We start from the raw sequence: 25,177 nt of genomic DNA on the forward strand, positions 1-25,177 counted from the left end.
ATTTGTTCCATGAGAGCTTGCTCCCGCTGGGCTGCGCAGCGGCCCCTCTCTTAGGCGCGACTTGGCGGGATTTCAGGGTTTTATGTCCTACCTCAGACAAAGGGCCGCTTCTAAGATACGAATCGATGCTCTGTCTCCCCGACATCCCAGAGCGAGACCCCGTAAAAACAGAAGGTCTGCCAGCGTGCCCCTACCCTCCGCGATGCTCAAGAACGTCTATGACAGCCTTCGATACACCCCATGCCAGAGCGGGCCGCGACCGTCGATGGGCATCAGCACCCACCCGCTGGTCAACGCCCTCGGCTGGTTGGTAGGCCTGGTGGTGGCCTGCGGAATTGTCATCATCAACTCCGAAACCCATTCCGACCTGGCCCCGACTCTGCTGTACATCACCTTGTTGTTGATGGCGGCCAACTTGTTTTCAATCAACTTGGTGATCGCCGTCGCGCTGATGAGCATGTTCCTGCTCACCGCGATGTTCTTGTACAACGGAGGCTATCACCGCTGGGAATCGACCACCGGCTTCTTTCGCTGCCTGACCGCATTGTCGGCCATCGCGTTCCTGGCCTTGCGCAGCAAGCAGGCGTCCGACAGCCTGCGGCATAACGAGGCCTATCTGATCGGCGCCCAGCGCCTGAGCCAGACCGGCAGCGTGGGCTTTCGCGGTGATCGGAAAGAGATGTCCTGGTCGGAGGAATCGGCACGGATCTTCGAATACCCACCCAGCAAAACACCGACGGTGTCGATGATGCTGGAGCGCACCCACCCTGAGGACCTGGAGTTGGCACGCGGGGTTTTCTTGCAGGCCGCCGGCGGCGAACCACAGATAGAGGTCAAGCTGCGCCTGCTGATGCCTGATGGGCGTATCAAGCATATCCACATGATCGCCAGTCCACTGCTCGTCCAGCATGGCCGTTTCCAGTACCTCGGCGCACTCATGGACGTCACCGCCGGCAAGCTGTCCGAAGAAGCACTGTTCCGCGCCCAGAGCCAACTGGCCCACGTCACTCGCTTGACCTCCCTGGGGGAAATGGCCGCGTCCATTGCCCACGAGGTCAACCAGCCACTGACGGCCATCACCAGCAGCGGCGAGGCCTGCCGCCGATGGCTCGAACGTCCGGAACCTGATCTCGATGAAGCCCTGGATTGCCTCGACCGGATCGTCGCCAACGGCTGTCGTGCCAGCGAGGTCATCAGCGGTATCAGGGCGCTGTCGCGCAAGTGCGACCCGTTGCGCCAGCCCGAACGGCTGGACGACATCGTCCGCGAGACCCTGAACCTGGTCCAGCAGCAACTGGCTCATCATAAAGTCCGGGCGAAGCTGGACCTGGCGGCGACGGACGGCCAGGTCAGCGCAGACCGGGTGCAACTGCAGCAAGTGATCATCAATCTGATCATCAATGCCTGTCATGCCATGGACGGGGTCAAGATACACGCAAGAATCCTGCACATACGCACATGGACAGAGGATGACGAAGCGCTGCTGGAGGTGACCGACCACGGAACCGGCATTGCTCCCGAGGTCCTGCCGTCCTTGTTCAATGCGTTTTTTACCACCAAGGAAAACGGCCTGGGCATGGGCCTTTCCATCTGCCGGTCCATCATCGATTTCCATGACGGCAGGCTCTGGGCGACCAGCGAAGCCGACCAAGGCACCTCGTTCAGGTTCGCGCTGCCGCTGCTCGCTTGCATCACCCTGGCGGAGAACACCCAATGAACCCCACACACACCACCCACCCTGTCATCGGCGATGCCCCCGTCGTCTACATCGTCGACGACGACGCACCGCTGCGCCAATCCCTCGGCAGCCTGCTGCGCTCCATCGGCCTGCAGGTCCATTTGTTCGGTTCGGTCGCGCAATTCATGAACCATCCCCGGCTCGACCTGCCCAGTTGCCTGGTACTGGATGTGCGGCTGCAAGGCACCAGCGGGCTGGATTGCCAACGCGAACTGGCTGCGGCCAATGTTCACCTGCCAATCGTGTTCATGACCGGTCACGGTGACATCGCCATGACCGTGCGGGCAATGAAGGCCGGTGCCGTGGATTTCCTCGCCAAACCGTTTCGCGAGCAGGACCTGATCGACGCCGTAGCCGCCGCACATCAGCAGGACCGGCTGCGGCACGAATCCGAACGCAGCCACCAGCAACTTATTGATCGCTACGCCACATTGACGCCCCGGGAGCAGCAGGTCATGGCGCTGGCAGCGTCGGGCTTGATGAACAAGCAGATTGCCGGGGAAATAGGCTTGAGTGAAATCACGGTCAAGATTCACCGTGGCCAAGCCATGCGCAAAATGTGCGCACGTTCGTTCGCCGATCTGGTGCGCATGGCCCAGGTACTGGAATTGCAAGGCGAGCAGTAGAAAGTTCATACCCACGTATACTTGGCGAGCCCATTGGACGGCGTATCGTGCACTGATAACGGGCGCCTTTATGGCCACCTGATATCACCCCAGGTATCGACATGTCCAACACCGCAATTATTTCAATTATTGATGATGATGAATCAGTTAGAATTGCCCTGGATGGTTTGTTACGTTCCCACGGATATCGGGTTGAAACATACGCCAGCGCCTTAGACTTTTTATCTTCCTGCGAACTTGAAAATACAGCCTGCCTGATATCGGATATACAAATGCCCGGCATGACGGGTATTCAGATGTACGATCAACTGTCGACCCTGGGCATTCATATCCCGATAATTTTCATCACCGGATACCCTGGCGTGCCACCGCGTGTCAGCGCTGGCACGCCCGAGCCGGTGGCGTTTTTCCCGAAACCCTTCGACTGTGCTGAATTGATCGCCTGTATCGAATCGGTACTGGCCCGGTCTGCTTGACTGCACCGCCCCCTCATACCTTCGTATAGATCACACCTACCCAAGCATGGGCCCGATGACCTTATGTAGAAGTGTTAAACACAGTCCCGGCCAATAATATTTCCTACAGCGAACCGAAACTGAATGTGCTCGATGTAAATACATTGGAGCCAGGCATTTCTGGAGTACTTCGCGCCACGGTCACGCTGAACAGTTTAATTCATTCAACGTATCGATTTTGTCTTCGGGAGCACATCATGAAACAGCAAATTCTGGTTATTGGTGCTGGTTTCGGCGGAGTATGGAGCGCATTGAGCGCGGCCCGCCTGCTGGACCAGCATGATCGAAATGACGTGCAGATTACTGTCCTGGCGCCCCAGGCGGAATTGCGCATCCGGCCTCGTTTCTATGAGCCGGACGTCCACACCATGATGGCTCCGCTGGACGGACTGTTCGACGCAGTGGGCGTGAAGTTCGTACGGGGCTCGGCGAGCAGTATCGATGTCGAGGGTAAACGGGTCGGCTACGTGGACGTGTTCGGTACCCAGGGCAGCCTGGGTTACGATCGATTGGTACTGGCGGCAGGCAGCAAACTGTTTCGCCCCGACCTCAAAGGCATGCTCGAACATGCCTTCGACGTCGATGAAATCGAACAGGCAACGCGCCTCGAAGCCCACATCAAGTCTCTCAAGAACCTGCCGGACAGCCCAGCCCGCAACACCGTGGTGGTGGCCGGCGGCGGCTTCACCGGCATCGAAACCGCCACCGAAATGCCAACCCGTCTGCGGGCCGCCCTGGGTGAGGACGTGAACATCCGGGTCATCGTGGTGGATCGCGCGCCGCAGATCGGCGCATCGTTGGGCGACGGCATTCGCCCCTCCGTGATCGAAGCGTCCGATCACCTGGGCATCGAATGGATCCTCAATGCTTCAGTCGATTCGGTGGATGCCGGCGGTGTCACCCTGTCGAACGGCCAGCGTATCGAGTCCAATACCGTGATCTGGACCGTGGGTTTCCGTGCCCACCCACTGACCCAGCAAGTGCCTGGCACCCGCGATCACCAGGGTCGCCTGCACGTCGACGGCCATCTGAAAGTGTTGGGGCAAAACGACATATTCGCCACCGGTGACGTGGCCTATGCCGCCACCGACACACTGGGCAATTACGCGGCGATGTCTTGCCAGCACGCCATCTCCCTGGGTCGCTACGCCGGCAACAACGTCGCGGCCGACCTGCTGGGTGTGGCGCCGATGCCCTACAGCCAACCCAAGTACGTGACCTGCCTGGACCTGGGCGCCTGGGGTGCGGTGTATACCGAAGGTTGGGATCGCCAACTCAAGCTGGTCGGGCAGGAAGCCAAGGATCTCAAGACCCAGATTAACAGTGTGTGGATCTACCCGCCCGCCGCTGACCGCGCCGCGGCCCTGGCGGCGGCTGACCCTTTGATTCCGGTGGCCTGACCCTTACTGCCTACTCCGGCCAGTCTCTCCTTTCTGCGCCGGTCTTTCCCAGACGCCTGCCAATGATTCTTCGGCGGGCGTTTTTTTGATGAAAAACCAGCACCAAACCGATGGGAGCGAGGCTACTGGCGATAGCTGTGTGTCAATCAACATTGATGTTGGTTGATCCGCCGTCATCGCGAGCAGGCTCGCGCCCACCTGTTTCTCTAATCGCTGCGTCTGTTCACCAGGTATTGATCTGCGCGAGCTTGGTCGCCAGGGGCAGGCCGTTCCAGGTGTCCTTGGCTGCGCACCCGACCGGGTTGTGTGCCCACCGATACCAGACATGAAGGTTCTGGGCCCCGGCGATCAGCCCCGCAAAAGGATTGAGCAGTCCGCCGCCTCCGGCGCCTTGCAGCCATGGCAAGCAGTATTGGCAGGGATGCAGTTGAACGTACATCACCCAGTCCCCGGCATTTGGCGCGACAAGGCCATAGGGCACCAAGCCATTGCCGCCCGCCACCACCAAGGCGTTACGCTCCGCATGACCGGAAAACCCGACCGCAGGCGCGCCGGGCACAACAGCGAAGGCGCCAACGATTGAAAAGCGTGAATTTCCAAATACCACGCCATAAGGCAGGGCCGCCCCGCCCGCTACCGCATTCCCCAAGGGAAAACCTGCGCCCGGATTGGACACCGTTGCCAATGCGGCCCAACAGGAGCCGTGGGCAATGCCAGCTCCCGGCAGGGCCTGGGTATGGGCATGCGTCGCGCATTGCCGGGCGAGTTCCAACGCTTCGAGATAACCTGGGTTCATGACGCCGCCCATGGCCACGGTGAACTGATGCAAAACAACCGGCATAAGATTATCCCTGTCTTGATCGGGTTGACATGGGGCCACAGCTGAACTCGTCCAGAGTTTCAAGGGCGCCTCAGAACACGCAGGTGAGACTAGCCGCCGGGATGAAAAATGCAAAATGGAGCACCCAGGCTTGTCTACATCATCCGCGCCGGAAACGCCTTGAGCTCAAGCTTCTCCATCACCAACCCGATGAATGCCGAAACCGCCAGCGGCAACTGCCGCCGGCTCGGATAGAGCACATTCAGGCCGAAGCCGATGCGCTGGTATTGCGGCAGCACCCGCACCAGCCTTCCGGCTTCCAGGTCGAGGCTGCTCAGCGCCCCCGGCAACACGGCGATGCCCAGGCCTGCGACGGTCGCCCTGCGCAGCGCCTGGGCGGTGTTGGCGTGGAATCGGCTGGCGATCTGCACCTGTTCCTCGATGCCGTCCGGGCCAACGAATCGCCAATGGGTCATGCCGCCGGGATGAGCGAAACTCACGCCGTCGTGGTGAGCCAGGTCCTGCAACGAAAGCGGTGCGCCGCGCGCGGCAATGTACGCGGGGCTGGCAACCATGCCGTCACCGTCGTTCTTGAGCAGTTGGCGACCGACATACCCCGAGTCCTGCAAGGGACCGCCGCGAAAGGCCACGTCGATGCGGTCGGCAATCAGGTCGACCCGGGCATCGCTGAGCACGAAATCAAGTTGCACTCGCGGATGCGCGGCTAAAAAGTCGGCCACCCATTCCATCGGGAAAAAATCGAAAAAATCCGCCATCGCTGCGATGCGCACCAGGCCGCTGGGCTCCTCGCTGCCCATCATCAGTTCCTGTCCGGCATCCATCAGGCCGTCCACCGCATCCACACAGCGTTCATAAAACCCCTGGCCCGCATGGGTCAACGTGAGTTTGCGGGTCGAGCGCTGCAGAAGTCGCGATTCAAGCTGCGCCTCCAACTGCTGGACCCGTCGGCTGACGGTATTGGAAGGCATGCCCAAGCGCCTGGCGGCTTCGGCGAAGCTGCCGCTGCGGACCACCTGGACGAACAGCGCAACATCGTTGAGATCGAGCATGGCGCGCACATTCCTTCGTTTTGTGGATGAGTTCAATCCGATTGTATCGACTAATCAATCTATTGGCAGGCACTTATCCTTCTCGCATCGAGGCCCACCGCCCAAGACTTGGAGGCACCCCATGAACAGCATCGTCGCAGCACCGCCCCGCGCCATCGTCCACCGCACCTCCGGCAGCAGCCATGGGCCGATCACCCGGCTCATGAGCCCAGGTGACCTGGGCCAGCTCTGCAAGCCATTCGTGTTTCTCGATCACTTCGCCTTCAACGCCGATGCCATGCAAAGAGGTTTCGGTATGCACCCTCATTCCGGGATCGCCACGCTGACCTACATGATCGAGGGCCAGGTGATCTACGAAGACACCACGGGCCAGTCCGGCACGTTGCCCAGCGGTGGCATGGAGTGGATGCAAGCCGGTAACGGCGTATGGCACACCGCCCGACCGGTTGCGGGTTCGCCGATCCAAGGCTTCCAGCTCTGGGTTGCACTGCCGGCGGCAGAAGAAAATGCCCCGGCCCACAGCGTCTACCTGGCGCCCTCCGAGATCCCCCGTGAAGGTCCGGCGCTGGTGTTGCTCGGCCAATACGGCGCAGCCCGCAGCAATGTTGCGGCGCCAGCAGGCATGAATTACCTCGCCGTGCAGTTGCAGGACAACGAGCACTGGCGCTACACGCCACCGGCCGGGCACACCGTCGCCTGGCTGGCGGTCAACAGCGGCAGTCTCGATGCTGGCGGCAACGTCAATGCCGGAGAAATGGTGGTATTCGAAGCGTCCGGCGAGGCCATCGACATCGTTGCCCGGGGCGCGACCTCCTTCGTGCTCGGTTCGGCGGTCAAGCATCCCCATGACCTGGTGATGGGCTACTACTCGGTGCACACCAGCGAGGCCGCCCTGGAAAAGGGCGAGAAAGAAATCCAGCGCATCGGCGCCCTTTTGCAACAAGAGGGTCGGTTGGCTTAGCCGACCCTCTACTCAATCCCTAATTCATACCCGATCCCTTAGAGGTGAATCATGACTGACATCGGTCTCGATCTTCTGTTGTCCCGCACTCAAGTCGGCAAGCTGTCCCTGAAAAACCGCATGATCATGGCGCCCATGACCCGCAGCCGCGCAGGTGCTGGCGATGCCGCCACGCCCCTGATGGCCGAGTACTACAGCCAACGCGCCAGCGCCGGCCTGATCGTCAGCGAAGGCTCCCAGGTGTCGGCCCAGGGCAAGGGTTACCTGAGAACGCCAGGGATCTTTACCCCTGAGCAGATTACCGGTTGGAAACAGGTGACCGACGCGGTCCATGCCGAGGGCGGGCAGATATTCTTGCAGCTCTGGCATGTAGGCCGTCTTTCCCATCCGTTGGTGCAGGTCAACGGCGCCCAACCCGTAGCCCCCTCGGCAATCAAGGCCGATGGCGAGATCTACACCCCCGAAGGCCTCAAGCCCTATGAACTGCCACGGGCCCTGGAGCTCGATGAAATTCCCGGCGTGGTCGCCGACTTCCGTCAGGCCGCGGCCAACGCGAAGCTGGCCGGCTTCGACGGCGTGGAGATTCATGGCGCTAACGGCTACTTGATCGACCAGTTCCTGCGTGACGGCACCAACCAACGTACCGATGCCTACGGCGGCTCGATCGAGAACCGTGCACGTTTGCTCAAGGAAGTGGTCGAGTCGGTGATCGAAGTCTTCGGCGCCAGCCGCGTCGGCGTTCGCCTGTCGCCGATCTTCAGCTACTTCTCGATGAGCGACAGCAACCCGCAAGCGACATTCGACTACACGGCCAGAATGCTCAGCCGCTATGGCCTGGCTTACCTGCACATCGTGGAACTGGGCGAAGGCCCATTCAACTTCCTGGAACTCAAGCGCCGTTTCGGCGGGACGTACATTGCCAATGGCGGCTACAGCGCCGAACGCGCCGCCACGGCCATCAGCCGTGGAGAAGCAGATCTGGTGGCATTCGGTACGCCGTTTTTGGCAAACCCGGACCTGGTGGAGCGCTTCAAACGAGGCCAGGCGCTGAACACCCCTGATGCATCGACGTTCTACCAGGGCGACGAGCGCGGTTATACGGACTATCCGACCTTGGCCGGGGCTTGACCCCAGTGTCCAGCGCGTGCCTCGCTTGGACTTGTACAAAATAGCGAAATTACTTGTACAAAAAACTTTAATTTGTACAAGGCGTGCAGTAGGCTTCTGAAAACTTGTACAGGAATCATTTCCTGTACAACAATCGGAGCCTATGCATGTCCGTCTACCTCCAGCGTTTCGCCCACGCTTTCGCCGAGCTGGACGCCAGTCGCCTGGCTGAGCTCGATGAACTCTACAGCGCCGACATACAGTTCCAAGACCCTTTGCACCGGATCGAAGGCTTGCCGGCCCTGCGCGCTTACTTTGCCCAGTTGTACGCCAACGCCAGCAACCTGCGCTATGACTTCCACGCCTTCGATGAAGTCGGTCCCGGAGAGGGCTATCTGCGCTGGACCCTGCATTTCAGCCACCCCCGCCTGGCGCAGGGAGCACCCATCGCGCTGCAAGGCTGCAGCTATCTGCGTTGGAATGATCGAATCTACCTGCATCAAGACTTTTTCGACGCAGGCGCCCTGCTCTACGAACATCTGCCGCTGTTTGGATCGGTGATTCGCTGGCTCAAGCGGAGGTTGGCATGAGCCGTGTCTGGCTGACCGGCGCCAGCAGCGGCATTGGCGCGGCATTGGCGGCAGTCCTTCTGGAACAGGGGCATCTCCTGGCTGTGAGCGCGCGCCGGAGCCAACCCCTGGAGACCTTGGCCACACGCTATCAAGATCAGATATTGGTGCTACCGGGCGACCTGACCGACCCGCATCAGGTCGCCACGATCTGCCAGCAGATTGACCTTCATTGGGGGGCGCTCGATCTGGTGATCCTCAATGCCGGCACCTGCGAATACCTGGAGCCGGACCACTTCGACACCCGCCTGGTCGAACGGCTCATCAACACCAACCTGCTGGGTACTTGCCATTGCCTGGAGGCCGCCTTGCCCTTGCTGCGCCGGGGCCAGCGTCCACATCTGGTGGCGGTGAGCAGTGCGGTCACCTCGCTGGCCCTGCCTCGCGCCGGCGCCTACGGTGCGTCCAAAGCCGCGCTGCGTTATCTGATCGAATCCTTGCGCATCGACCTGGCCGCCGAGGGTATCGATGTCACCCTGGTCAGTCCCGGCTTCGTCGACACGCCACTGACCCGACGCAACGACTTTCCCATGCCCATGCGCTGGTCGGCGCAACGAGCCGCCCGCCATATCGCGCGCCGCCTGCCGGCGCGCCCGCTGGACATTGCGTTTCCGTGGTCCTTCACGCTGGTCCTGCGCCTGCTCGGGCATTTGCCCGCCCGCTGGCGGCTGGCCCTTGGCCAACGCCTGGCACGCCCTTCCAAGGAGTCTTGAAGCATGCGCATCGCGATCATCGGCAGCGGCATTTCCGGGCTGACATGTGCTTACCTGTTGGCCCGCAGGCACCAGATTACCCTGTTCGAGGCCGACGACAGGATCGGTGGCCACACCCACACCGTGGATGTCGATTGGCAGGGGCAGCGCTATGGCGTAGACACAGGCTTCATTGTGTACAACGACTGGACCTACCCGAATTTCATCCGTCTGCTGGACCAGTTGGGGGTCGCATCTCGCCCCACTGAAATGAGCTTCTCGGTGCATGATCCGGCCACCGGCCAGGAGTATAAGGGCCACACCCTGCGCAGCCTGTTCGCCCGCCGCCGCAATCTGTTTTCGCCCGGGTTCTGGGGCATGCTGTGGGACATACTCAGGTTCAATCGGCAGGCCACCGCCGACCTGCAGGCGCAGCGCATCGACCGAACCGCCCGGCTCGGCGACTACCTGCACAGCCAAGGGTATAGCCAACGTTTCATCGATCACTACATCGTCCCCATGGGCGCAGCAATCTGGTCGATGTCGCCCGCCGGGATGCTGGAGTTCCCGCTCGAGTTCTTTGTGCGTTTTTGCCACAACCACGGCCTCATGTCGGTCAATCAGCGCCCTCAATGGCGCGTGATCGCGGGCGGCTCACGTGGCTACATCGAGCCTTTGTGCGCAGCCTTTCGCGAACATATCCGGCTCAATTGCCCAGTGCAGCGTGTCAGTCGCAACGTTGCCGGGGTTAGCGTAACCAGCAGCGCTGGCACCGAGCATTTCGATAAGGTGGTGTTCGCCTGCCACAGCGACCAGGCCCTCGCCCTGCTCGAGGCGCCAAGCCTGGCGGAGCGTGAAGTCCTCGGCGCCCTGAGCTACGCCAGCAATGAAGTGCTGCTGCACACCGACACCCGCCTGCTTCCCCTGCGACCCCAGGCCTGGGCGAGCTGGAACTATCGGCTCGGTGGCCCTGCGCAAGCACCTGCCGCGGTGACCTACAACATGAACCTGCTCCAGGGCCTGGATGCCCCGGTGATCTTCTGCGTAAGCCTCAACCAAGGCGACGCGGTCGACCCGGCCAAGGTGCTTGCGCGCTTCGATTATGCGCACCCTCAGTACAGCCTCGCCGCCATTGCCGCCCAGGCCCGCCAAGGTGATCTGCAAGGGCATCAGCACAGCTATTTCTGCGGCGCCTACTGGGCCAACGGCTTCCATGAGGATGGCGTGGTCAGCGCCCTCGACGTGGCAAAGCATTTCGGAGAACAGCTTTGAACAGCAGTGTGTGTCGCGGCTGGATTGATCATCGGCGCCATACGCCGCGAATCCACGCCTTCCGCTATCGGATCGGCATGCTTTACGTGGACCTCGCCGAACAGGAACACATGCTGGGGTTGTCGCGCCTGCTACGGCCCTGGTCCTGGGCCCCCCTGTGCTGGCGCGAGCGCGACTACCTGCCATCGCGCACCCGTCTTGGGGTTCCCCTGGTCGATGCCGTGCGCCAGATCCTCAACGAAGCCCTGGGTGCCGCTCCCCAAGGGGCGATTCACCTGCTGACTCAGCCGCGCAGTTGGGGCCTGTCGTTCAACCCGGTGAGTTTCTATTTCTGCCATGAAGCCAACGGGCGCCTGGCGGCGATCCTCTGCGAAGTGCGCAACACCCCATGGCGCGAGCGCTATCACTATGTATTGCCGGTGCCTCCCGGCGAGTCCTGTGCCTTCAGGGTGGCCAAGGCGTTTCACGTATCGCCGTTCCTGCCTCGGGATATGGACTATCACATGGGATTCCTCGTCCAGGACACGCACATCCGCATACGCATGGAGAACTGGCGCGACGGCCACAAGGTGTTCGAGGCCGACCTGGCACTCAAGCGCCACCCCCTCGACGCCTCTTCGCTGCGCCGACATGTCCTGGCCTTCCCCTGGATGAGCTTGCGCACCGTAAGCGCCATTTACTGGCAGGCCCTGCGCCTGCTTTTCAAACGCACGCCCCTCTACGCCCATCAGGCCAGCGAAGACGGCCTGAGTCTGGGTCAAACCGCTCACAAGGATCCCAATCATGCCCGAACCGACCCTGAGCGCTACCAAGGCTGGTAGTTGCGACCTCTTTAACGGAGGGTTTTTCAAGCAAGCCGTGCTGGGTCAGTTGCGCCGCCTGCGTCACGGCCACCTGCGACTGCTACTCAATGGCGAGCCATTGAGCTTCGGTGACCTGGCCAGCCCCTTGATGGCCGAGGTCGAGATCCTCGACGACGCGGTCTGGGGCATGGTTGCGTGCAACGGTTCCATCGGCGCTGGCGAGGCTTATGTCCACGGCTATTGGCGCAGCGGCGACCTGACGGCGGTGACGCGCCTGTTCGTCGCCAACCTGGATGTGCTCGATGCCATGGACAGCGGCCTGGCTCGCATCGGCCGCCCGCTGTTGCGCTGGCTGCACTGGCTCAACCGCAACAGTCGACGGGGTTCGCGGCGCAATATCATTGCCCATTACGACTTGGGCAATGCTCTGTTCGAGCGCCTGCTCGACCCCACCATGATGTATTCAGCCGCCCTGTTCGAAAGCCCCGAACAAAGTCTGGAAGAGGCCCAGCTCAACAAGCTCGCCCGTATCTGCCGCAAACTCGACCTGCGTCCCGGCGACCATTTGCTGGAGATCGGCACGGGTTGGGGCAGCCTCGCCATCTACGCAGCCAGCCATTATGGCTGCAAGGTGACCACGACCACGCTGTCCCTGGAGCAATACACCCACACCTGTCGACGTGTCGAAGAATTGGGCCTGCAACAGCAGGTGCAGGTGTTGCGCAAGGACTACCGTGACTTGCAAGGGCGCTACGACAAGCTGGTGTCCATTGAAATGATCGAAGCCGTCGGGCATCGCTATCTGCCCGAGTACTTCCGGCGCTGCGCCGCGCTGCTCAAGGACGACGGGCTGATGCTGCTGCAATCGATCACCATCCGCGACCAGCGTTATGAGCAGGCCCGACGCTCGGTGGACTTTATCCAGCGCCATGTTTTTCCCGGTGGCGCGTTACCGTCACTGTCGATCCTGCTGAAGACTGCCAGCACCCAGACGCCGCTCAACCTCCTGCATCTCGAGGACTTCGGCGCGCACTACGCCCGTACACTGCGGCACTGGCACGACAACTTTCGCCAATCGCACCAGGCCTTGGCGCAGTTGGGCTACGACGAAACCTTCCAGCGCCTGTGGGAGTTCTACCTGTGTTACTGCGAAGGTGGATTCATCGAGCGTGCCATCGGCGTGGCCCAACTGCTCTTCGCCGGGCCCGGCGCCCGTCGAACCGCCCTGCTGGAGTACCAGGATACGTGATGAGCCGCACCGGCCTGATCGTCAATGCCCTCTGGTTGCAACTGGGTTGGTGGGGCTGTGTGCTCGGGGCACAGGACCCGTGGTGGCTGTTGCTGGTGGTCATCGGATTGCTGGCCCACCTGTGGCTGTGTCCTGCTCCCCGGGCAGAGCTGTTTGCGGTGATGCGTGTCGGGCTCAGTGGCATGCTGCTGGACTGGAGCCTGGGTACGCAGGGCTTGTTCATATTCAAGCAAACCCCGCTGCCGCTCTGGCTGGCGCTGCTCTGGCTGGTGTTTGCCACAGGCCTGCGTCATAGCCTGGCCTGGGCCAGGCGGCCGGTATCGCGTGGTGTGTTGCTGGGCTTGGTCGGTGGTCCGCTGGCCTATTGCGTGGGGGCGCCACTGGCGGGCGTCGCCTTGCCACTGGGGGTCGTTGGCACCGCCCTGTTCCTGGCACCGCTATGGGCGTTATGGCTAACCCTGGCGCTGCGTCTGGCCGAGCCGAACTGAACTGGCCCCAGAACGCCGTCGCTACCAGGGCTCGTCGAGGAAAAGCGGCATGCGCAGCGGCTCGATCGGCCCCTCGCGCTGGCCACACATCTCATCATGGACAACCTGTTGCACCAGCGTGCAGGGCAGCCGCGGGACGAAACGCAGCAGCTCACGCAAATGGGTGGTGGAACGTATATGCAAAGTCTTTCCCGACTCATCGAGCAACGTACGCAGGCCACCGTCCAGTCGGGCGCGCAATACGTAGATGCCACCCTCCAGTGACAACAACTCCAGTTCGCGGACTCGCCCCTCGACAGCCAGCTCCGTGAGCGCCTGCAAGTTCATGGCACGTTTGCGCAATGGGTCAGGCCCAGCATCAACAGCAATGCCATCATAAAATGCCTCACTGCTCATCTCTCCCTTCACTTGAGGTTTTGATTCCAAGCAATTGATTTCTAAGATCAGGCTCTCGAGTTCGAGGATCGAGCCAGATGGCAAAAAATGCCCGGGCGAATAGCGAGTCTGTGACCGCGAGAGACAGTTTTTCACCCACATAGAAACGACAGCCCTGCCCCGGCAGATACAGGCCAGTGATACGACTTCCAGGCTTCACATCAATAAAGGCACGGCGCATTTGCGCGGCCCATTCGTCCCGGCGCTTGGCGTCCAGGGGCGCACCGTTGAGACGCTGCATTTCCTTCAGGCTCGTTTCGACCAAAGACTCTTTGTCGATGGCGCGTCGGTAATTGAGTTCCAGAGCAAACGCTGTTTCCAGGCTTGGCGCAGCGGCCGCACTCCAGAGCCTGGCCTGATAGACGTCGAACCCATACCAGTCGAAATCGGCTTGTCCAACCAGACGCGTGCCTGGCAATACGCCGCGCCAGTCCGACAAGACTTGGGGGCAGTAAAGCGTAAACATGCAAAGCGCTATGGCAATCAGGCTTTTCCTGAGCGCGAACGACCAGGCCATGAAGGCGTTACCCGCTTATCAAGGGAATCCTAATATTTGTACATAATTTTAGTTTTGTACATGTTTTGTGCAGCTACACGCTTTCCGGCACATCAATCTGAAGCGGCACCACCCGCCTCGGCGCCGGGCCTGGCGACGTAGCAGTCGCCGCTTCGACCAGGGCTTCGACGGCCTGTTCGGCCATGGTCACGACAGGATGCGACAGCACCGCCTGGACCAGGCCCGTCTTCAACGCCTCGCGTGTCAACGGCGTCAGGTCGTGGCACACCACCACCGGCAAGCGAATCCGCTGTTCCTGGAGGCTACGCAAGGCCCGCAATACGCCGGCGACGCCACCACCGGCCACATAAAGCCCCACCAGGTCAGGCTCTGCGCTGAGCAAGTCCAACGTGTTGCCATACGCGAACTCATCGTCCTCCAGCGTCAGGCGCGATGCGAGCAGCTCCCATTCGCTGGAGTGCTCGGCCAGATAACTGCGAAAGCTCAGCTCACACAATTCCTGGCACTGGAAACGCTGGCTGCTGAGCATGACAGCCGCCGCCCCGGGTTGCCTCGCCAGACGGCTGATGAACCAGCCTGCCGTGCGGCCCGTGAGTCGATTGTCCAACCCGACATACCCCGTGCCGCTGGCGCTGGACAGCTCCGACAGCAGCGCCACCACCGAAACACCCGTCTCGCGCAATTGCGCAACCGCCTCCCGGACCCGGGGATGATCCACCGCCACCACGCCCAGCCCGTCCACTTGATCGCGCAGGGCCAGGATGCGTTGCGCCACGATGACCGGGTCGAGGTCGTCCAAGTAGCCGATGACCACGCGAATCCGTGCTCGCGTGCAGGTCGCGGCAGCGTTCGACAACGCGTGGGCAAGCCCCTGGTAGAAAGGCACACCACTTTTCTGCAACAGGAAGCCAAGCCGCAAGGTCGGGCGGTCGTTGAGCACCCGCTGTTCGATAACGCCCTTGGCATGGAACCCCAACCGCGCGGCCGCCGCGGCAATGCGTTGGGCGGTGTCGGCGCGCACATCGGCGCGCAGGTTCAGCACCCGATCGACAGTAGACAGGCTGACTCCGGCTTCCCGGGCGACATCGGCCATGGTAGGGCGAAGCATTCGGCGTGGCTTTTCTGACATGTTTTGACACCTCTGCCGGGCATCATGAGGGGTTTTGACAGATTAAGCCAACGCCCCATAGCCCCCTCCCCGGCAACGCAATAGCATCAGGTCCGCCCATAACAATAAACACAGCCGGAGTACTTCCATGGCCATTCACATCTGTACAGCGCCCTGCTGTTGGGGCGTCGACGACGTCAAGAACCCGTTCCTGCCACCGTGGCGCCGGGTGCTTGGCGAAGCCGCCGAGGCTGGCTATCGCGGCATCGAGCTGGGGCCTTATGGTTACCTGCCGCTGGATGGAACCCTTGTTCAGGCCTTGTCTGAACACGATCTCCAGATCGTCGCCGGGACGATTTTCGACGACTTGGTCAACCCCGCCAACCTGCCTGAATTGCTGCGCCAGACTCACGACATCTGCGCCCTGCTCAAACAACTGCCGCCCATGGCGCAGCAAGCCGGCCAGCGCCATGCCGGGCCGTATCTGGTAATCATCGACTGGGGCCACGAGGTGCGCGACTACGCCGCCGGTCACTCGGACCGCGCCCCGCGCCTGGACGATGCTCGCTGGAACACGATGATGGCGCACATCCGCGCCATCGCTGACATCGCCTGGCATCAATACGGCATCCGCGCCGTCATCCATCCCCACGCCGGTGGCTACATCGAGTTCGCCGATGAGTTGGCGCGCCTGGTGGACGACATTCCCGATGAAGTCGCCGGGCTGTGCCTGGACACCGGGCATCTCTATTACGCAGGCATGGACCCAGTCGCGTCGCTGCGCACCTACGCCCATCGCCTGGACTACCTGCACTTCAAGGACATCGACCCGGTGGTGCTCGACCAGGTGCTGAACGAACACATCCGCTTCTTCGCCGCCTGCGCCCGCGGCGTGATGTGCCCCATCGGGCGTGGCGTCATCGATTACCCGGCGCTGCACAGCCTCGTGCATGAATTGGGTTATGTGGGCTGCATCACCGTCGAACAGGAGCGCGACCCACGCAACGCCGGGAGCAGCCTCGACGACGTGGCCGCCAGCCGCGCCTACCTGGCCCGCATCGGTTTCTGATCACACAAGGACAACGTCATGATCAACGGCAGCAAAACAATCACACGGCCCATACGTTGGGCCATGGTCGGTGGCGGCGAGCACAGCCAGATCGGCTACATCCACCGCTCGGCCGCCCTGCGCGACCGGAATTTCGAACTGGTTGCCGCGGCGCTGGATATCGACCCTGCACGCGGCCGGGCCTTTGGCGAGCAACTGGGTATCGACCCCCAGCGCTGCTATTCGGACTACCTCAGCCTGTTCGAGCTGGAAGCACAACGCCTTGATGGGATTGAAGCGGTGTCGATCGCCACGCCCAACGGCACCCACTACGCCATCACCCGCGCGGCCTTGGAAGCCGGGCTGCACGTGATCTGCGAAAAGCCGCTGTGCTTTACCCTCGAACAGGCCGAGGCACTGCGCAGCCTGGCGCACGCCAAGGGACGCATCGTGGGCTTGACCTACGGCTATGCCGGGCACCAGTTGATCGAACAGGCCCGGGCGATGATCGCGGCACAGGCACTGGGCGAGATCCGCATGGTGCACATGCAGTTTGCCCATGGTTTTCACAGCGCACCGGTGGAGGCGCAGAACCAGGCTACCCAATGGCGCGTCGACCCGCGCCAGGCCGGGCCCAGCTACGTGCTGGGGGATGTCGGCACGCACCCGTTGTATTTGTCCAAGGTGATGCTGCCCGATCTCAAGATCAAACGCTTGATGTGCAGCCGACAGAGCTTCGTCGCCAGCCGCGCCCCGTTGGAAGACAACGCCTACACCTTGATGGAATACGAAGGCGGCGCCATGGGCATGGTCTGGTCCAGCGCCGTGAATGCCGGGTCCATGCACGGGCAGAAAATCCGCGTGATCGGCTCCCGGGCCAGCCTTGAATGGTGGGACGAGCGGCCCAACCAACTGAGCTTCGAGATCCAGGGCCAGCCGGCGCAGACCCTGGAACGCGGCATGGGCTACCTGCACGCCGACGCGCTGGAGGACGACCGCATCGGTGGCGGCCACCCCGAAGGGCTGTTCGAAGCCTGGTCCAATCTCTATCGCCGCTTCGCCCTGGCCATGGATGCGGCGAACCGTGGCGACAACGAGGCGCTGGCCACCCTGCGCTACCCCGACATCGACGCCGGCGTGGAAGGTGTGCGCTGGGTCGAACGCTGTGTGGAGTCAGCCAACCAGGATTCAAGCTGGGTCGGCTATTGACCCCTGTGGCGAGGGGATTTAGCGAAACGTCGCACCGCCCCGCTGGGGCGCGAAGCGGCCCCCGACATTCCATCCTGATACACCGTAGTAGCAGATCCATTTGGGACCGCTTCGCGCCCCAGCGGGGATAAATCCCCTCGCCACAGGTAATGAGCATTGCCTAAGGAGAACAACAATGAAAATCGCCCTCGACCCCTACATGCATCGCCACCTGAGCCTGCCGGACCTGTGCCGCAAGACCGCCGAACTTGGCTACCAGTACCTGGAGCTGTCGCCACGGGAAGACTTCCTGCCCTGGTGGGTCCGCCCTCGCGCCCACAAGGAACGTATCGCCGAGTTCAAGAAAGCCCTGCGCGACCACGATCTGCAATTGGCCTCGCTGCTGCCGATGTATCGTTGGGCCAGCCCCCACGAAGACGAACGCCGGGCAGCGGTGAACTACTGGAAGGAGGCCATCCAGATCGCCGTGGAAATGGGTTGCACCACCATGAACTCGGAGTTTGGCCGCGGGCCGTCGCCTGATCGTGGGCATAAAGTCAGTTGCTGCGGCGGCCTGCACAGCCATGAGTCGAGCGAAGCAGCCTGGTGGCGCTCGATGGAGGAACTGGTGCCGATCCTGGAAAGCGAGGGGGTCACGCTGAACGTCGAACCTCACCCCGAAGACTGGTGCGAAACCCTGAACCCGGCCCTCGACATGCTCAAGACCCTCGGCTCGGACAACGTCAAGTTCCTCTATTGCACGCCGCATACCTTCTATTTCGGCGATGACATGAAAGCCATGATCGCCGAAGCCGGATCGATGATCGCCCATGTCCACATCGCCGACACCTACAACCACAAGGCCTCGTCCGGCCTGCGCTACATCGTCAACCCGCCCGGCGCCAAGGTCACCGTCCACCAGCACATGGACATGCACCAGGGCGAGATCGACTGGGACCTGTTCTTCAGCGAGCTGGCCAAGACCGGCTTCGACGGTATCGTCACCGCTTGCGTGTTCGGCTGGGAAGAACGGGCGGATGAATCCGGACGCTTCATGCGCAAGGAAATCCAGTCCTACGTCGACAAGTACTTCAAGTAAGCATGTTCATTCCAGCAACCGGACTAGCCGCGGCTCGATCGCACTAGCACTCACATCGACCAACGCCAGCGTCACCGGCAGCGTGAACCGCCGCCGGCCGGCGCTGCCGGGGTTCAGGTACAGCCGCTCGCCACGCCATTCGATGCCCGGCTTGTGGGAATGGCCGCTGATCACCCATTTCACGTCCGGATCGAGTGAATCCTGTACGTCGGCGATGTCGTGGACCAGCAAGACCTGCCATCCACACAGGTCGAACTGCAGGCGATCGGCAAGCGGTCCAGCCCAATCGCCCCCCAGGTCGTTATTGCCGCGCACCACATGCAATGGCGCGATCGACGCCAGTTGATCCAGGATCCCGGGGCTGCCGATGTCACCGGCATGGATGATCCGCTCACACCCCTCCAATGCTGCCAGCGCTTGCGGGCGAAGCAGACCGTGGGTGTCGGAAATGACGCCAACCTTCATGAAATATTTCTCCCAAATCGTGTGTCGCCGGTTGTACCTGCCTCGTCGAAGCGAGCTAACGTGCTGGAATCGAATAAGATAGGCTGCGCATCAATAGCGCGCAGACCTGTCGTAAAAGGAAATGTTGATGCTCGGACGCAAACGGCCAGAGCCAAAGATTGAAAACACTGATGAGGCCTTTTCTCCCCAGAGCACACGGGCTGGAGCAGCATTGCGACTGACCGTGAGTTTCATGCTGGTGGTCATCATCGCGTTTCTGGCCGTCGAAGGCTGGCGCACCTGGCGCGATTACCGTGCCGCTTTTGCGTCTGCCCGCGATTCGGTGACGAACCTGGCACGGGCGACGGCCCAGCACGCCGAAGATACCATTCGACAAGTGGATGTGGTCACCGCCGCCCTCAGTGAACGGGTGGAGGGCGATGGCCTGCAGAACATGGACGTCCCGCGCATCCATAAGCTATTGGTGCAACAGGCCGCCATCATGCCGCAACTGCATGGGTTGTTTATCTATGGCCCGGACGGCCAATGGCTGGTGACGGACAAGGAAGTGATCCCGGAAATGGCGAACAACGCCGACCGTGACTACTTCCAATACCACCGCACCCACGAGGATCGAGGCGTGCGCATCGGTGACGTCGTCAAGAGCCGCTCCACCAACGACCTGATCATTCCCATTTCCCGCCGCCTGAACAACCCCGATGGCTCGTTTGCCGGCGTATTGCTGGGGACCGTGAAGGTCAGCTATTTCGTCGACTACTACGGCGACTTCAAAATCGATGGCAAAGGCGCGCTGGTCCTGGCCAAGCGCAACGGAACAATCCTGGTCCGACGGCCCTTCGTCGCGTCGGTAATTGGCAAGAGTCTCGTGAACAGCGTGATCTTCAGGGAACACTTGCCCACTTCCAACCAGGGCATCGCCGAAGCCAGGGCCGTCGTCGACGACACCGAGCGCCTGTACGGCTACCGGGCCCTGACCACTTACCCGCTGGTGGTGGAAGCCGGCTTGTCCCGCGAATCGATCATCGCGCCCTGGCGCCGCGACCTGTTCAAGACCGGTCTGGTGCTGATTTTCCTGATCGCGATACTGGTGGGTTTCGGGCTCATCGTGTTGAGCCAGCTGCGCTACCGGATGACGATGGAGAAACAGATTCGCACTGCGCACCAGGCCATGCGCGACATGGCGCTGACCGACAGCCTGACCGGGCTGGGCAACCGCAGGCGGCTGGATATTGCCCTGGCCGATGAAATCCGCCTGGCCAGGCGCCAGGGTTCGTCCCTGGCCCTGATCATGCTCGACGTCGATTACTTCAAGCGTTTCAACGACAGATACGGCCATGCCGCTGGCGACGATTGCCTACGGGCGATTGCCGCCGCGCTCGGGCAGACCATCAAAAGGCCGGGTGACCTGGCGGTCCGCTACGGCGGTGAAGAGTTCACCGTGCTGCTGCCCAACACCGACAGCGCCGGTGCCGCCAAGGTCACGCAGCAAATCCTCGAAGCCGTCAGGGCCTTGAACATTGAACATGGCGACCATCCCTTGGGCATTGTGACCATCAGCGCCGGTGTCACCACCTGCCAGCCGAGCGGAGAGGACGTCACCCCGGCCATGCTGATCAGGGCCGCCGATGCCTTCTTGTACCTGGCCAAGAACACAGGGCGAAACCGTTGGTGCAGCGCCAGCTCGACACCGGAGTGAACCCGGCGGGAGCGCCGCGCATCGGTCAGGATCGTGCAAACCCAAGTCCACAGGTGCCTGTAAGGCGCCTGGCGGCTACAATGCGCGCTTCGACCGTGACCAGCCTGACTAAAAAAATGTCCTTGCCCAAACATCATCTGGAATTGCTCAGCCCCGCCCGCGACGTGACCATCGCCCGCGAGGCCATTCTGCATGGCGCCGACGCCGTGTACATCGGTGGCCCGAGTTTCGGCGCGCGTCACAACGCCTGCAACGAGGTGGGCGATATTGCCCGGCTGGTGGAGTTCGCCCACCGCTACCACGCCCGTGTGTTCACGACCATCAACACCATCCTGCACGACAACGAGCTGGAGCCGGCCCGCCAACTGATCCACCAGTTATACGATGCGGGTGTCGATGCGTTGATCGTCCAGGACCTGGGGGTGATGGAGCTGGATATCCCGCCCATCGAGCTGCACGCCAGCACCCAGACCGACATCCGCACCCTGGCCCGGGCAAAATTCCTCGACCAGGCCGGTTTCTCGCAACTGGTCCTGGCCCGTGAGCTGAACCTGCAGGAAATCCGCGCCATCGCCGACGAGACCGACGCGGCCATCGAGTTCTTCATCCACGGCGCGCTGTGCGTGGCGTTTTCCGGCCAGTGCAACATCTCCCACGCCCAGAACGGCCGCAGCGCCAACCGTGGCGACTGTTCCCAGGCCTGTCGCCTGCCCTACACCCTCAAGGACGACCAAGGCCGGGTGGTCGCCTACGAAAAACACCTGCTGTCGATGAAAGACAACAACCAGAGCGCCAACATCCGCGCCCTGGTCGAAGCCGGCGTGCGTTCATTCAAGATCGAAGGCCGCTACAAGGACATGGGCTATGTGAAGAACATCACCGCCTATTACCGCCAGCGCCTGGACGATGTCCTCGAAGACCGTCCGGACCTGGCCCGCGCGTCCAGCGGCCGCACCGCGCACTTCTTCGTCCCCGACCCGGACAAGACCTTCCACCGTGGCAGCACCGACTATTTCGTCAGCGAACGCAAGATCGACATCGGCGCCTTCGATTCGCCGACCTTTACCGGCGTGCCGGTGGGCGTGGTGGAAAAAGTCGGCAAGCGCGACCTGCAAGTGGTGACCTTCGACCCGCTGTCCAACGGCGACGGCCTCAATGTGCTGGTCAAGCGCGAAGTCGTCGGTTTCCGCGCCAACATCGCTGAGCCCAAGGGTGAGTTCGAAGAGGATGGCCAGAAGCGTTACCGCTACCGCGTCGAGCCCAACGAAATGCCGGCCGGCATGTACCAGTTGCGCCCCAACCACCCGTTGAGCCGCAACCTGGACCACAACTGGCAGCAAGCGTTGCTCAAGACCTCCTCCGAACGCCGCGTGGGCCTGGCCTGGGTTGCACGCCTGCGTGAAGCGCGCCTGGAACTGACCGCCACCAGCGAGGAAGGCATCAGCGCCAGCGTCGCCCTGGATGGGCCGTTTGGCGTGGCCAACAAGCCGGAACAGGCCCTGGAGCAGTTGCACGACCTGCTCGGCCAACTGGGCACCACCGAATACCACGCCACCGCGATCGAGCTGGATGCGCCCCAGGCGTTCTTCATCCCCAACTCGCAGCTCAAGGCCTTGCGCCGCGAAGCCATCGAGGCCCTGACCGCCGCCCGCATCGAAGCCCACCCACGCGGTGGCCGCAAGGCCGAGACCAGCCCGCCGCCGGTGTACCCGGAGTCGCACCTGTCGTTCCTGGCCAACGTCTACAACCAGAAGGCCCGGGACTTCTATCATCGTCACGGCGTCAAGCTGATCGACGCGGCGTTCGAGGCCCACGAGGAAACCGGTGAAGTGCCGGTGATGATCACCAAGCACTGCCTGCGCTTCTCGTTCAACCTCTGCCCCAAGCAGGCCAAGGGCGTCACCGGCGTACGCACCAAGGTGGCACCGATGCAGCTGATACACGGTGATGAAGTGCTGACGCTGAAGTTCGACTGCAAACCCTGCGAAATGCATGTGGTCGGCAAGATCAAGGGGCACATCCTCGACCTGCCATTGCCCGGCAGCACCGCGCAACCCGTGGTCGGCCATATCAGCCCTGAAGACCTGCTCAAGACGATCCCCCGCGCACCGCATTAAACCAATACCCACCCGCTTCCCCTGTGGGAGTGGGTGTTAACAAAACTGGCATCCACCACAGATCCCCTGTGGGAGCGGGCTTGCTCGCGAAGGCGGCATAACAGTCGACGATGATGTTGAATGTGCTGGCCTCTTCGCGAGCAAGCCCGCTCCCACACTGAATGTTGGGTGATTGGAATGGATTTTTCATTTCTGCGCCGTTTTTGCCTCACTGTGCGACAAATTCCCCTCGCCAGACTCCCCTGCCCCACAATCGCCTGTTAGGTTGTAAAGGTTTGTGTCATCAAATCAGACACTTCCCTCCTACCGCCTGCAAAGGAATGCCCAGCAATGGACTTCTCGCTCAAACACCTGGCCGTGGCCACCCTGCTGTTGTCCAGCCTCGCTTCGATCACCACACCAGCCTTCGCCAACATCACCGCCCAACAGGGCGCAGCCATCGTCAAAACCTTCTCCGACACCTCAGTCACCGATTTCAGACAATTCCTGGCCGATGTGGCCAAGAGCGACCTGGGCAAAACCGCCAACCTCGGCCCGGCCATCAGCGCGTTCCAAGGCAACAAAACCCTTTCGACTGAACAGCAGAATGAAATCCATCGCCTGCTGGGCCTCTATGCCCGAGTGAAATACGGCCAGGCGGCCACCGAGACACTGAAGGAACTGGTCGCCATCCCGACCTTTCGCAAGGACGGCGTTGCCCAGCACGAGAACCCGGAATTCCTCAAGATCGCCGACAAGATCAAAAGCCTGGCCGAGGCGTTCAACCTCAACTTCCGCAATGTCGACAACCGCGTCTATGAGATTTCCCTCCAAGGCAGCGGCGACGAAGTCGTCGGCATTCACGCCCATGCCGATGTGGTGCCGGTAACGCCGGAAAACTGGGTGTTGAAAGATGGCACCCGCCTCGACCCGTTCAAGGTCACCCTGGTGGGCGACCGCATGTATGGCCGCGGTACCGAGGACGACAAGAACGGCATCGTGGTCGCGCTCTATGCCATGAAGATCATCAAGGAAGAGAAACTGCCGCTGGCGCGCAACTTCAAGCTGCTGGTCGACACCACCGAGGAAACCACCGGCGACGCCATCCCCTATTATTTCGAACGCAACCCGACGCCCAACTACAACCTGGCACTGGACGGCGGCTACCCCGTGGTGATTGCCGAGAAAGGCTATGGCACCGTCATGGCCAATTTCCCGCGCCGCGCGGCACAGGGCAAGGGCGCGGAAATAACGGCGCTCACCGGTGGCATGGCGACCAACCAGATCCCGTCGACGTCGGTGGCGACCTTTGTCACCGACAAGCCCACCGAACTGGCCGCCAACCTACTCAAGGCCGGTACAGCCTATGCCAAGGCCAATGGCGGCGACTTTGAGGCAAAAAGCGAAGTGGCCGACAACACGGTCAAGCTGACCTTCACTGGCGTCTCGGCCCACTCCTCCGAGCCCGAGTCAGGCGTCAACCCGGTCTCCAGGATGCTGGTGTTCATCAACGGCCTCGACGGCAAAGTCGCGCTCAAGCACAACCACATCACCGACGCCGCGCGCTACGCCACCGACAACTGGGGCCTGGATTACCTGGGCAAAAAATTGGGCATCGGCTTTTCCGACGCGTTCATGGGGCCGCTGACCGCCACGCTGACCTACGTCGGGATGGATGACAAGACCTTCAAGCTGGCGGTCAACCTGCGGGTTCCGGTTGGCAAGCCGACCGAGGCACTGAAGACTGAGATCACCGACAAGCTGTCTGCCTGGACCAAGACATCCCAGGTCGCCGTCGCCTTCGACGCCTCCATTGACGAGCCGATGTACCGCAACCCCGAAGGCGAATGGGTCAAGGCGCTGCTGGCCGTCGCCACGGAGAACCTGGGCATGGAACACAAATACGGCACCTCTGCCGGCGCCACTTCGGTTCATGACTTGCCCAATGGCGTGCAGTTCGGCCTGGCCATGCCCGACGTCAAGTACACCGGTCACAACGACAACGAGTTCAAGACGGTCGAGCAGTTCCTGTTGGACTTGCAGATCGTGACCGAGATGATGGGGCGGATCGGGCAGTTGCCGAAGCTCTAAGGCGCGTGTGATCCATTGTGGCGAGGGAGCTTGCTCCCGCTCGGTTCTGTAGGAGCTGGCGAAG

General features: G+C 61.8%; 24 protein-coding genes. 18 read left to right on the plus strand and 6 right to left on the minus strand.

Annotated features, from left to right (window positions below; translation table 11 throughout):
• Positions 1-265: 265 nt before the first annotated feature.
• The 4 genes from CFII68_RS02430 (at position 266) to CFII68_RS02420 (ending at position 4,279) form a co-directional block, all read left to right on the plus strand.
• Complete coding sequence (locus tag CFII68_RS02430; protein ID WP_018613366.1) at positions 266-1,717, plus strand: sensor histidine kinase; 1,452 nt, start codon at positions 266-268, stop codon at positions 1,715-1,717.
• Entirely contained in the window at positions 1,714-2,364 is a 651-nt protein-coding gene (locus tag CFII68_RS02425) for a response regulator transcription factor (protein ID WP_018613367.1), read from the plus strand. The genes CFII68_RS02430 and CFII68_RS02425 overlap by 4 nt, the downstream gene beginning before the upstream one ends.
• A gap of 101 nt (positions 2,365-2,465) precedes the next feature.
• Positions 2,466-2,840 (plus strand): response regulator transcription factor, encoded by a 375-nt coding sequence (locus CFII68_RS0126250; RefSeq protein ID WP_033062919.1) that lies wholly within the window; start codon positions 2,466-2,468, stop codon positions 2,838-2,840.
• Positions 2,841-3,076: 236 nt separating this feature from the next.
• Positions 3,077-4,279, plus strand: a complete 1,203-nt coding sequence (locus CFII68_RS02420; protein WP_018613372.1) for an NAD(P)/FAD-dependent oxidoreductase — start codon at positions 3,077-3,079, stop codon at positions 4,277-4,279.
• 223 nt (positions 4,280-4,502) lie between these two features.
• On the opposite strand, the gene CFII68_RS02415 is transcribed toward CFII68_RS02420, so the two are convergent.
• Positions 4,503-5,120: a hypothetical protein gene (locus CFII68_RS02415; protein WP_018613374.1), complete on the minus strand. Its 618-nt coding sequence runs from the start codon at positions 5,118-5,120 to the stop codon at positions 4,503-4,505.
• Between the two features lie 134 nt (positions 5,121-5,254).
• The gene (locus CFII68_RS02410; protein WP_018613376.1) at positions 5,255-6,169 is read right to left on the minus strand and encodes a LysR family transcriptional regulator; all 915 of its coding nucleotides are present in this window, start codon (positions 6,167-6,169) and stop codon (positions 5,255-5,257) included.
• Positions 6,170-6,290: 121 nt separating this feature from the next.
• Here CFII68_RS02410 and CFII68_RS02405 point away from each other — a divergent pair, with 121 nt between their 5' ends.
• The 8 genes from CFII68_RS02405 (at position 6,291) to CFII68_RS02370 (ending at position 13,370) form a co-directional block, all read left to right on the plus strand.
• Positions 6,291-7,130: a pirin family protein gene (locus CFII68_RS02405; RefSeq protein ID WP_018613378.1), complete on the plus strand. Its 840-nt coding sequence runs from the start codon at positions 6,291-6,293 to the stop codon at positions 7,128-7,130.
• A gap of 51 nt (positions 7,131-7,181) precedes the next feature.
• Positions 7,182-8,258 (plus strand): alkene reductase, encoded by a 1,077-nt coding sequence (locus CFII68_RS02400; RefSeq protein ID WP_018613380.1) that lies wholly within the window; start codon positions 7,182-7,184, stop codon positions 8,256-8,258.
• A gap of 146 nt (positions 8,259-8,404) precedes the next feature.
• Positions 8,405-8,827, plus strand: a complete 423-nt coding sequence (locus CFII68_RS02395) for a nuclear transport factor 2 family protein (protein ID WP_014339204.1) — start codon at positions 8,405-8,407, stop codon at positions 8,825-8,827.
• Positions 8,824-9,579: an SDR family oxidoreductase gene (locus CFII68_RS02390; protein ID WP_018613382.1), complete on the plus strand. Its 756-nt coding sequence runs from the start codon at positions 8,824-8,826 to the stop codon at positions 9,577-9,579. The genes CFII68_RS02395 and CFII68_RS02390 overlap by 4 nt, the downstream gene beginning before the upstream one ends.
• A 3-nt stretch (positions 9,580-9,582) precedes the next feature.
• Positions 9,583-10,830, plus strand: coding sequence for an NAD(P)/FAD-dependent oxidoreductase (locus CFII68_RS02385; protein WP_018613384.1), 1,248 nt, complete (start codon positions 9,583-9,585; stop codon positions 10,828-10,830).
• Entirely contained in the window at positions 10,827-11,651 is an 825-nt protein-coding gene (locus CFII68_RS02380; protein ID WP_018613387.1) for a DUF1365 domain-containing protein, read from the plus strand. The genes CFII68_RS02385 and CFII68_RS02380 overlap by 4 nt, the downstream gene beginning before the upstream one ends.
• A complete protein-coding gene (locus CFII68_RS02375) occupies positions 11,614-12,882 on the plus strand; it encodes a cyclopropane-fatty-acyl-phospholipid synthase family protein (protein WP_033062920.1) in 1,269 nt (422 codons plus the stop codon). The genes CFII68_RS02380 and CFII68_RS02375 overlap by 38 nt, the downstream gene beginning before the upstream one ends.
• A complete protein-coding gene (locus CFII68_RS02370) occupies positions 12,882-13,370 on the plus strand; it encodes a DUF2878 domain-containing protein (protein WP_018613391.1) in 489 nt (162 codons plus the stop codon). The genes CFII68_RS02375 and CFII68_RS02370 overlap by 1 nt, the downstream gene beginning before the upstream one ends.
• A gap of 21 nt (positions 13,371-13,391) precedes the next feature.
• Here CFII68_RS02370 and CFII68_RS02365 read toward each other — a convergent pair whose 3' ends face one another.
• The 3 genes from CFII68_RS02365 to CFII68_RS02355 all read right to left on the minus strand — a co-directional run bounded on the left by CFII68_RS02365 (position 13,392) and on the right by CFII68_RS02355 (position 15,451).
• Positions 13,392-13,697: a DUF6482 family protein gene (locus tag CFII68_RS02365; protein WP_024617111.1), complete on the minus strand. Its 306-nt coding sequence runs from the start codon at positions 13,695-13,697 to the stop codon at positions 13,392-13,394.
• Positions 13,698-13,755: 58 nt separating this feature from the next.
• Positions 13,756-14,322 (minus strand): chalcone isomerase family protein, encoded by a 567-nt coding sequence (locus CFII68_RS02360; RefSeq protein WP_018613393.1) that lies wholly within the window; start codon positions 14,320-14,322, stop codon positions 13,756-13,758.
• Positions 14,323-14,395: 73 nt separating this feature from the next.
• Positions 14,396-15,451: a LacI family DNA-binding transcriptional regulator gene (locus tag CFII68_RS02355; protein WP_033062921.1), complete on the minus strand. Its 1,056-nt coding sequence runs from the start codon at positions 15,449-15,451 to the stop codon at positions 14,396-14,398.
• Between the two features lie 127 nt (positions 15,452-15,578).
• Here CFII68_RS02355 and CFII68_RS02350 point away from each other — a divergent pair, with 127 nt between their 5' ends.
• From CFII68_RS02350 to CFII68_RS02340, 3 genes are all read left to right on the plus strand, one after another.
• Complete coding sequence (locus tag CFII68_RS02350) at positions 15,579-16,499, plus strand: TIM barrel protein (RefSeq protein WP_018613395.1); 921 nt, start codon at positions 15,579-15,581, stop codon at positions 16,497-16,499.
• A gap of 18 nt (positions 16,500-16,517) precedes the next feature.
• Positions 16,518-17,687 carry a Gfo/Idh/MocA family protein gene (locus tag CFII68_RS02345; protein ID WP_018613396.1) on the plus strand — a complete coding sequence of 390 codons (1,170 nt, stop codon included), beginning with the start codon at positions 16,518-16,520 and terminating at the stop codon, positions 17,685-17,687.
• A gap of 175 nt (positions 17,688-17,862) precedes the next feature.
• A complete protein-coding gene (locus tag CFII68_RS02340; RefSeq protein WP_018613397.1) occupies positions 17,863-18,765 on the plus strand; it encodes a sugar phosphate isomerase/epimerase family protein in 903 nt (300 codons plus the stop codon).
• A gap of 6 nt (positions 18,766-18,771) precedes the next feature.
• Here CFII68_RS02340 and CFII68_RS02335 read toward each other — a convergent pair whose 3' ends face one another.
• Complete coding sequence (locus CFII68_RS02335; RefSeq protein WP_018613398.1) at positions 18,772-19,230, minus strand: metallophosphoesterase family protein; 459 nt, start codon at positions 19,228-19,230, stop codon at positions 18,772-18,774.
• A gap of 127 nt (positions 19,231-19,357) precedes the next feature.
• On the opposite strand from CFII68_RS02335, the gene CFII68_RS02330 reads away from it, so the two are divergent.
• From CFII68_RS02330 to CFII68_RS02320, 3 genes are all read left to right on the plus strand, one after another.
• On the plus strand, positions 19,358-20,926 hold the full coding sequence (locus tag CFII68_RS02330; protein WP_033062923.1) for a sensor domain-containing diguanylate cyclase: 1,569 nt from the start codon (positions 19,358-19,360) through the stop codon (positions 20,924-20,926).
• Positions 20,927-21,042: 116 nt separating this feature from the next.
• Positions 21,043-23,043 carry a U32 family peptidase gene (locus tag CFII68_RS02325; protein WP_018613401.1) on the plus strand — a complete coding sequence of 667 codons (2,001 nt, stop codon included), beginning with the start codon at positions 21,043-21,045 and terminating at the stop codon, positions 23,041-23,043.
• Positions 23,044-23,373: 330 nt separating this feature from the next.
• A complete protein-coding gene (locus CFII68_RS02320; RefSeq protein ID WP_018613403.1) occupies positions 23,374-25,113 on the plus strand; it encodes a dipeptidase in 1,740 nt (579 codons plus the stop codon).
• Positions 25,114-25,177: the final 64 nt, after the last annotated feature.

This window comes from Pseudomonas sp. CFII68 (assembly GCF_000416195.1).
In the GTDB taxonomy this organism is placed as follows: Bacteria; Pseudomonadota; Gammaproteobacteria; order Pseudomonadales; family Pseudomonadaceae; genus Aquipseudomonas; species Aquipseudomonas kilonensis.